Here is a 5,892-nt window from a genome sequence, read left to right as displayed (position 1 = left end):
GGTGTGTATAAGAGACGGGTGGGGAGCGGTGGGTGAGCGCTAGCGGCCTGCCGGCTTGAGGCCGAGGGGCTTGCCGAGGAGCGACTCGCGGCGGACGGCCAGGCGGTCGGCGACCTGGAACAGGGCCTTCGCAGCCGGGGCGTCCGGCTGCGCCAGCACGATCGGCTGACCGGCGTCGCCGCCCTCGCGTACTCGGGTGTCCAGCGGGATCTGCCCCAGCACCGGCACCTGCGCGCCGATCGTGCGGGTCAGCGACTCGGCCACCGCCGCGCCGCCGCCGGCCCCGAAGACCTCCATCCGGGAGCCGTCCGGCATCTCCAGCCAGGACATGTTCTCGATCACGCCGACCACCCGCTGGTGGGTCTGCAACGAGATCGCGCCGGCCCGCTCGGCCACCTCGGCGGCGGCCGCCTGCGGCGTGGTGACGACCAGGATCTCCGCGTTCGGCAGCAACTGGGCCACCGAGATCGCGATGTCGCCGGTGCCCGGCGGCAGGTCGAGCAGGAGGACGTCCAGGTCACCCCAGTAGACGTCGGCGAGGAACTGCTGAAGCGCCCGGTGCAGCATCGGCCCGCGCCAGACCACGGCGGCGTTGCCGGGGGTGAACATGCCGATCGAGATGACCTTCACGCCGTGCGACTGCGGCGGCATGATCATGTCTTCGACGCGGGTCGGCGCGCCGTCGGCGCCGAGCATCCGGGGCACCGAGTGGCCGTAGATGTCCGCGTCCACCACACCCACCGACAGGCCACGCGAGGCCAGCGCGGCGGCCAGGTTGACGGTGACGCTGGACTTGCCGACACCGCCCTTGCCGCTGGCGACCGCGTAGACCCGGGTCCGCGAGCCCGGCTGGGCGAACGGGATCACCGGCTCGGCGGTGGCACCGCCACCGCGCAGCTTCGACTGCAGGTCCTGGCGCTGCTCCGGGCTCATCACACCGAAGATGATCTCGACACCGCTCACGCCGGGTACCGCGCCCACGGCGGCGGTGATGTCACTGCGCAGCTTGTCCTTCAGCGGGCAGCCGGCCACGGTGAGCAGCAGCTCCACCCGGACCACGCCGTCCTCGTCGCGCTCGGCGGACTGGACCATGCCGAGTTCGGTGATCGGCCGGCGGATCTCCGGGTCGTTGACGGTGGCCAGGGCGGCCTGGATCGCGTCGGAGACGGTGCTGACGGGTGCTGACATGCCCGCAATGCTACGTCGCGGGTCATCGGCCACCGCCGCTGGCGGGGGCGGTGTGAGCGATTCGATGGCCCGGTCAGCCCTCGTAGCGACCGTCCCGCACGTAGTCGCCGTCCAGCTCGTCCCGGGGCTCGTCCAGCCGCTCTCCGCCGCCCGTCCGGCGGCCCTCGCGCTCCTGCTGCCGCCGCTCCAGCTTCCGCCGCCGCTCGGCGGCCTCGTCCAGTTCCTCACCCAGCCGGGTCAGCTCCGAGCGCAGGAAGTCCCGCGTCGCCACCTCACCCATCGCGATCCGCAACGCGGCGATCTCCCGCGCCAGGTACTCCGTGTCGGCCTTCTGGAGGGTGGCCCGCCGCCGGTCCTCGTCCAGCGCGATCCGGTCCCGGTCCGCCTGCCGGTTCTGCGCGAGCAGGATCAGCGGCGCCGCGTACGACGCCTGCAACGACAGGATCAGGGTCAGGAACGTGAAGGTGTACGGGTCGAAGCGCAGACTCGCCGGCGCCAGCGTGTTCCACAGGAACCAGGCCACCAGGATCAGCGTCATGTAGACGAGGAAGTTCGCCGTACCCATGCCCCGGGCGATGCCCTCGGCCCAGCGGCCGAACGTCTCCGCGTCGACCCGGCGCAGGCGCAGGTTCCGCGGGGTGCGCGGCTGGTCCAACCGCTCGCCCCGTCGCTGATCACTCATCGTCGCCGTCCAGGATGCCGTCGTGGGTGGCGGACGAGGGGGATACCGCGTCCCGGTCCCGCCAGTCCCGCGGGAGCGAGTGGTCGAGCACGTCGTCCACGGTCACCGCGCCGACCAGGCGGTTGTTCCGGTCCACCACCGGCATGCTGACCATGTCGTACGTCGCCATCCGGCGGGTGATCTCGGGCAGCGGCGTCGACGTCCGCAACGGGTCGATGTCGTTGACCACGATGCCGCCGAGCAGATCGGCCGGAGGTTCCCGGAGCAGCCGCTGGAAATGCACCATACCCAGGTAGCGGCCGGTGGGCGTGGTCAGTGGGGCGCGGGTCACGAAGACCTGGGCGGCCACCGCGGGCGAGAGCTGCGGCTCCCGGATCCGGGCCAGCGCCTCGGCCACCGTGGCGTCCGGCGGCAGGATCACCGGCTCTGAGGTCATCACGCTGCCGGCGGTGCCGGAGGCGTAGCGCAGCAACTGGCGTACCGGGTCGGCCTCGTCCGGCTCCATCAGGTCCAGCAGCACGTCCTGCTCCGGCGGGGGCAGCTCGTTGAGCAGGTCGGCCGCGTCGTCCGGCTCCATCTCCTCCAGCACGTCGGCGGCGCGTTGCCGGTCCAGCGCGGCCAGGATCTCCACCTGGTCGTGCTCGGGCAGCTCGCTGAGCACGTCGGCCAGGCGTTCGTCGTCGAGCGCGGCGGCCACCTCGTTGCGCCGGGCGTCGGGCAGATCCTGGAGGGCGTTGGCGAGGTCGGCCGGGCGCATGTCCTCCAGGACGGCGAGCAGGTTCGCCGTACCCCGGTTGTCGCCGACCGCGCCCAGACCGTGGACCCGGTCCCAGTCGACCTGGTGGAGGTGGCCGCGGCGGGTGAGCCGGCCGGTGTGCTCGCGGACGGCGACCCGGCTCAGCGCCCACTCGCCGCCGCGGCTGCACTCCATCGCCACGTCCACCACCGAGCCGGCCTGCCCGCTGTCGAGCTGGACCCGCCGGTCGAGCAGCTCCTGGAGCACCAGCAGCTCGTTCGGGCGCTTCTCGAACCGGCGCAGATTGAGCGTGCCGCTGCCGAGCACCACGCCGTCCGGATCGATGGAGGTGATCCGGTTGATGGACAGGAAGATGCGCCGCCGCATCGGCATCTCGGCGACCAGGCCGACCACCTCCGGCGGTCGCTGGGTCGCGCGCATCCGGGCCACCGCGTCGCGGACGCGGCCGACCTGGTCGCCGTTCGGGTCGAAAACGGCGACTCCGGCGAGTCGAGCGAGGTAGACCCGGTTCGGCGTGCTCACGGCCACCAGCCTAAGGGCCTAGTCTCTAACAACATGTCGACCTTGGGCTACGAGATCGTGGACGTCTTCACCGACCGCCCCTTCGCCGGCAACCCGCTGGCCGTGGTGTTCGGCGCGGAAGGGCTGGCCACCGAGCAGATGCAGGCGCTCGCGCTGGAGTTCAACCTGTCCGAGACGGTCTTCGTGCTGCCGCCGACTCAGGTGGGCGCCACCTACCGGGCCCGGATCTTCACCCCGGCCGACGAGCTGCCCTTCGCCGGGCACCCGAGCGTCGGCGCCGCGGTGACTGCGAGCCGGCGCGGCGTCTTCGGCGCGGGCCGGGTCACCCAGGAGTGCGGCGCCGGCGTCCTGCCGATCGAGGTGACCGCCACCGGCGCGACGCTCACCGGCGGCACGCCCACGCTGGGCCCCGAACTCGACCCGGAGCCGCTGCTGGAGATGGTCGGCCTCACCGGCCCCGACCACGTCGGCCCGCCACCGCGGGTCGCCGGGTGCGGCCTCGAATTCCCCTATCTTCCGGTACGCCCGGACGCGGTGGCCCGGGCTCGGTTGAACACGACGGCGGCGGAGCGATACGGCGTGGAGCACGTCAGCCTCTTCTCCTGGGAGCCCGGTTCGCAAACCGCGCACGCCCGGGTCTTCGTGCCGGGGCTCGGCGTACCGGAGGACCCGGCGACCGGTTCGGCCGCCCTGGGGCTGGGCGTGTGGCTGGTCGCGAGCGGCCTGCTCCCCGGCGACGGACGCTCCACGTACACGGTCCGGCAGGGCATCGAGATCAACCGCCCGTCGACGCTCGACTGCACGGTGACCGCGTCCGGCGGACTGGCGGTGGGCGCGACCGTGTCCGGCCAGGTCATGCCGGTGGCCCGAGGCGAGATCACCGTCCCCCCGTTCATCGGCTGACCGCGGCCCGGGGTGGGGATGGGGGAGGATGGCAGGGTGAGTGACGAGGTGGACGAGCGGGTGACGCCGCCCCTGGTGGACGAGGCGGTGAAGAAGGCCGCCGTGTGCTGGGTGAGCACCGACGGCGGTCCGGCGTACGCGCTGTGGTGCCTGCCGCTGGAGGGCACCCTGCTCGTGGTCACCGGTCCCGGCGAACAGGCCGCACCCGGACTGGCCGACAGCGACACGGCCGACGTGACGCTGCGCGGCGACCACGGCGGGCGGATCGTCACCTGGCCGGCGCGGGTGACCCGGCTGCAACCGGGCACCGACGAGTGGGACACCGCCGCGCCGCTGGTCGCGGCGAAGCGGCTCAACGCCTCCGGCTCCGCCACCGAGCTGGTGGAGCGGTGGGCGGCGCAGGGGTGCGCGCTCAACCGGCTCACCCCCGCCGGCACCGCCGTGACCGGCGCCGACCTCCCGGACGGCTCGCTGAGCGAGCAGCCCCGCCCGGCCCCTGTGGTACGGGTCGTCCGCAAGCCGTTCCGCCTGCACCGCGTCCGCCGCCGCTGACCGCGGGCACCAGGCGGTCGACGCCGATGCGGGTCGGTCGCCGCCAGCCGAGTCGGTCCGGTCCGCCGACGGGCCGGGCCGCGTCGAGGAGCCGGGTCAGGCGACGGGGACCGGGTCGAGCAGGCCGAGCACGTCCGTCAGCGAGGTGAGCGACGGCCCGCCGAAGCCGTGGTCGGCGTTGAGGACCACGTGGTCGACGAGATCCGGTGCGGCCAGCCGGACCGCGCTCAGCCCCGCCCGCTCCGCGCCGGTGAGTTCCTGGCTGTCGCCGTCGCCGACATAGAGGCAGTCGGCCGGTACCTGGCCGAGCCGGTAACACGCGGCCAGGTAGAGCGCCGGGTCCGGCTTGCAGCGTCCGAGGCGTACCGAGAAGACCTGGGCGTCGAGCAGCGGCGCGACGGCGAGCTGCGGCAGGAAGGCCGGTAGTTCGTGCGTGCAGTCGCTGACCAGCCCGGTGCGTACGCCCCGGTGGCGCAACGCGGCCAGCACCGGCACCGCCTCCGCACGCAGTCGGGTGCCGGCGCGTACGGCCCGGTGCCGGGTGGCGACGGCGGCGCGTACCGCCGCGTCGGACGGGTGGACGCCGAGCCGGGCGCACACCCAGCGCATCGTCGACTCGGCGTTCCCGAAGGAGCCGCTCGCCCGTTCGTAGAAGCTGCTGTTCAGCACCTCCACCAGCGCCTCGGTGGAGCAGCCGAGCATGTCGGCGGTGGCGCGGTGGGCGGCTCCGCGCCGTACGCAGTGGGTGAGGGTGCCGAAGAAGTCGAACAGCACCGCCTGGAACCTGGGCATGAGGGAACGCCTCCGGACGTCGAGGGGGGATCGCCGGGAAGCGCATGATCGTAACGGAGTGCTGACTTTCCGTGTCGGTCGGGTGTTCGTGTGAGGATTACCGTTCGTGCCGACCGTTCCGCATCGCCCGCCGCTCGACGCGCTGACGGTGGGCGCGCTCGCCCTGGCCGTCGCCTCGGTCTCGTCCTCGGCGCCGCTCGTGGCGTTCGCCGCCGCGTCGGCGCTGGCGGTGGCGTTCTGGCGTACCGCGTTGTCGGTGGCGGTCCTCGGCCCTGTCGCCCTGATCCGCCGGCGCGCCGAACTCCGCGCGCTCACGGTCGGGCCGGGCCGGCAGGAGGGGCTCTACTGCGTACTCTCCGGGGTCGCCCTGGCCGCCCACTTCGCCACCTGGATGCCGAGCGCGCAGCTCACCTCGGTCGCGGCCGCGACCGCGCTCGGCGCGACGCAGCCGGTGTGGCAGGGGCTGATCGCCCGCGGGCAGGGACGGCGGCTGCCG

7 protein-coding genes are annotated in these 5,892 nt (G+C 73.4%); 3 read left to right on the top strand and 4 right to left on the bottom strand.

Going from position 1 to position 5,892, the window contains the following annotated elements:
- Positions 1–39: 39 nt before the first annotated feature.
- From F8279_RS28900 to F8279_RS28890, 3 genes are all read right to left on the bottom strand, one after another.
- Positions 40–1,188 carry an Mrp/NBP35 family ATP-binding protein gene (locus F8279_RS28900; RefSeq protein WP_151501628.1) on the bottom strand — a complete coding sequence of 383 codons (1,149 nt, stop codon included), beginning with the start codon at positions 1,186–1,188 and terminating at the stop codon, positions 40–42.
- Positions 1,189–1,261: 73 nt separating this feature from the next.
- On the bottom strand, positions 1,262–1,870 hold the full coding sequence (locus F8279_RS28895) for a DUF1003 domain-containing protein (RefSeq protein WP_151501627.1): 609 nt from the start codon (positions 1,868–1,870) through the stop codon (positions 1,262–1,264).
- A complete protein-coding gene (locus F8279_RS28890) occupies positions 1,863–3,149 on the bottom strand; it encodes a CBS domain-containing protein (RefSeq protein WP_151501626.1) in 1,287 nt (428 codons plus the stop codon). The genes F8279_RS28895 and F8279_RS28890 overlap by 8 nt, the downstream gene beginning before the upstream one ends.
- Before the next feature lie 33 nt (positions 3,150–3,182).
- Here F8279_RS28890 and F8279_RS28885 point away from each other — a divergent pair, with 33 nt between their 5' ends.
- Positions 3,183–4,052, top strand: coding sequence for a PhzF family phenazine biosynthesis protein (locus F8279_RS28885; RefSeq protein WP_091415058.1), 870 nt, complete (start codon positions 3,183–3,185; stop codon positions 4,050–4,052).
- Positions 4,053–4,070: 18 nt separating this feature from the next.
- On the top strand, positions 4,071–4,604 hold the full coding sequence (locus tag F8279_RS28880) for a hypothetical protein (protein ID WP_192580794.1): 534 nt from the start codon (positions 4,071–4,073) through the stop codon (positions 4,602–4,604).
- 96 nt (positions 4,605–4,700) lie between these two features.
- Here the strand turns inward: F8279_RS28880 and F8279_RS28875 are convergent, their stop codons facing one another.
- The gene (locus tag F8279_RS28875; protein ID WP_151501624.1) at positions 4,701–5,396 is read right to left on the bottom strand and encodes an HAD family hydrolase; all 696 of its coding nucleotides are present in this window, start codon (positions 5,394–5,396) and stop codon (positions 4,701–4,703) included.
- Between the two features lie 106 nt (positions 5,397–5,502).
- Here F8279_RS28875 and F8279_RS28870 point away from each other — a divergent pair.
- Positions 5,503–5,892, top strand: a 390-nt coding sequence (locus F8279_RS28870) for an EamA family transporter (protein ID WP_368668846.1), incomplete at its 3' end; no start/stop codon positions are given.

Origin of the sequence: Micromonospora sp. AMSO1212t (assembly GCF_008868145.1) — a bacterium.
GTDB classification, from domain to species: domain Bacteria; phylum Actinomycetota; class Actinomycetes; order Mycobacteriales; family Micromonosporaceae; genus Micromonospora; species Micromonospora tulbaghiae.
The sequence above is the reverse complement of the archived record's forward strand: the minus strand, read 5'-3'. Positions and strand labels throughout refer to the sequence as shown.

Coding starts and splice junctions, on each gene's coding strand:
- F8279_RS28900 (WP_151501628.1), bottom strand. CDS start 1,188: ATGTCAGCACCCGTCAGCACCGTCTCCGACGCGATCCAGGCCGCCCTG.
- F8279_RS28895 (WP_151501627.1), bottom strand. CDS start 1,870: ATGAGTGATCAGCGACGGGGCGAGCGGTTGGACCAGCCGCGCACCCCG.
- F8279_RS28885 (WP_091415058.1), top strand. CDS start 3,183: ATGTCGACCTTGGGCTACGAGATCGTGGACGTCTTCACCGACCGCCCC.
- F8279_RS28880 (WP_192580794.1), top strand. CDS start 4,071: ATGGGGGAGGATGGCAGGGTGAGTGACGAGGTGGACGAGCGGGTGACG.
- F8279_RS28875 (WP_151501624.1), bottom strand. CDS start 5,396: ATGCCCAGGTTCCAGGCGGTGCTGTTCGACTTCTTCGGCACCCTCACC.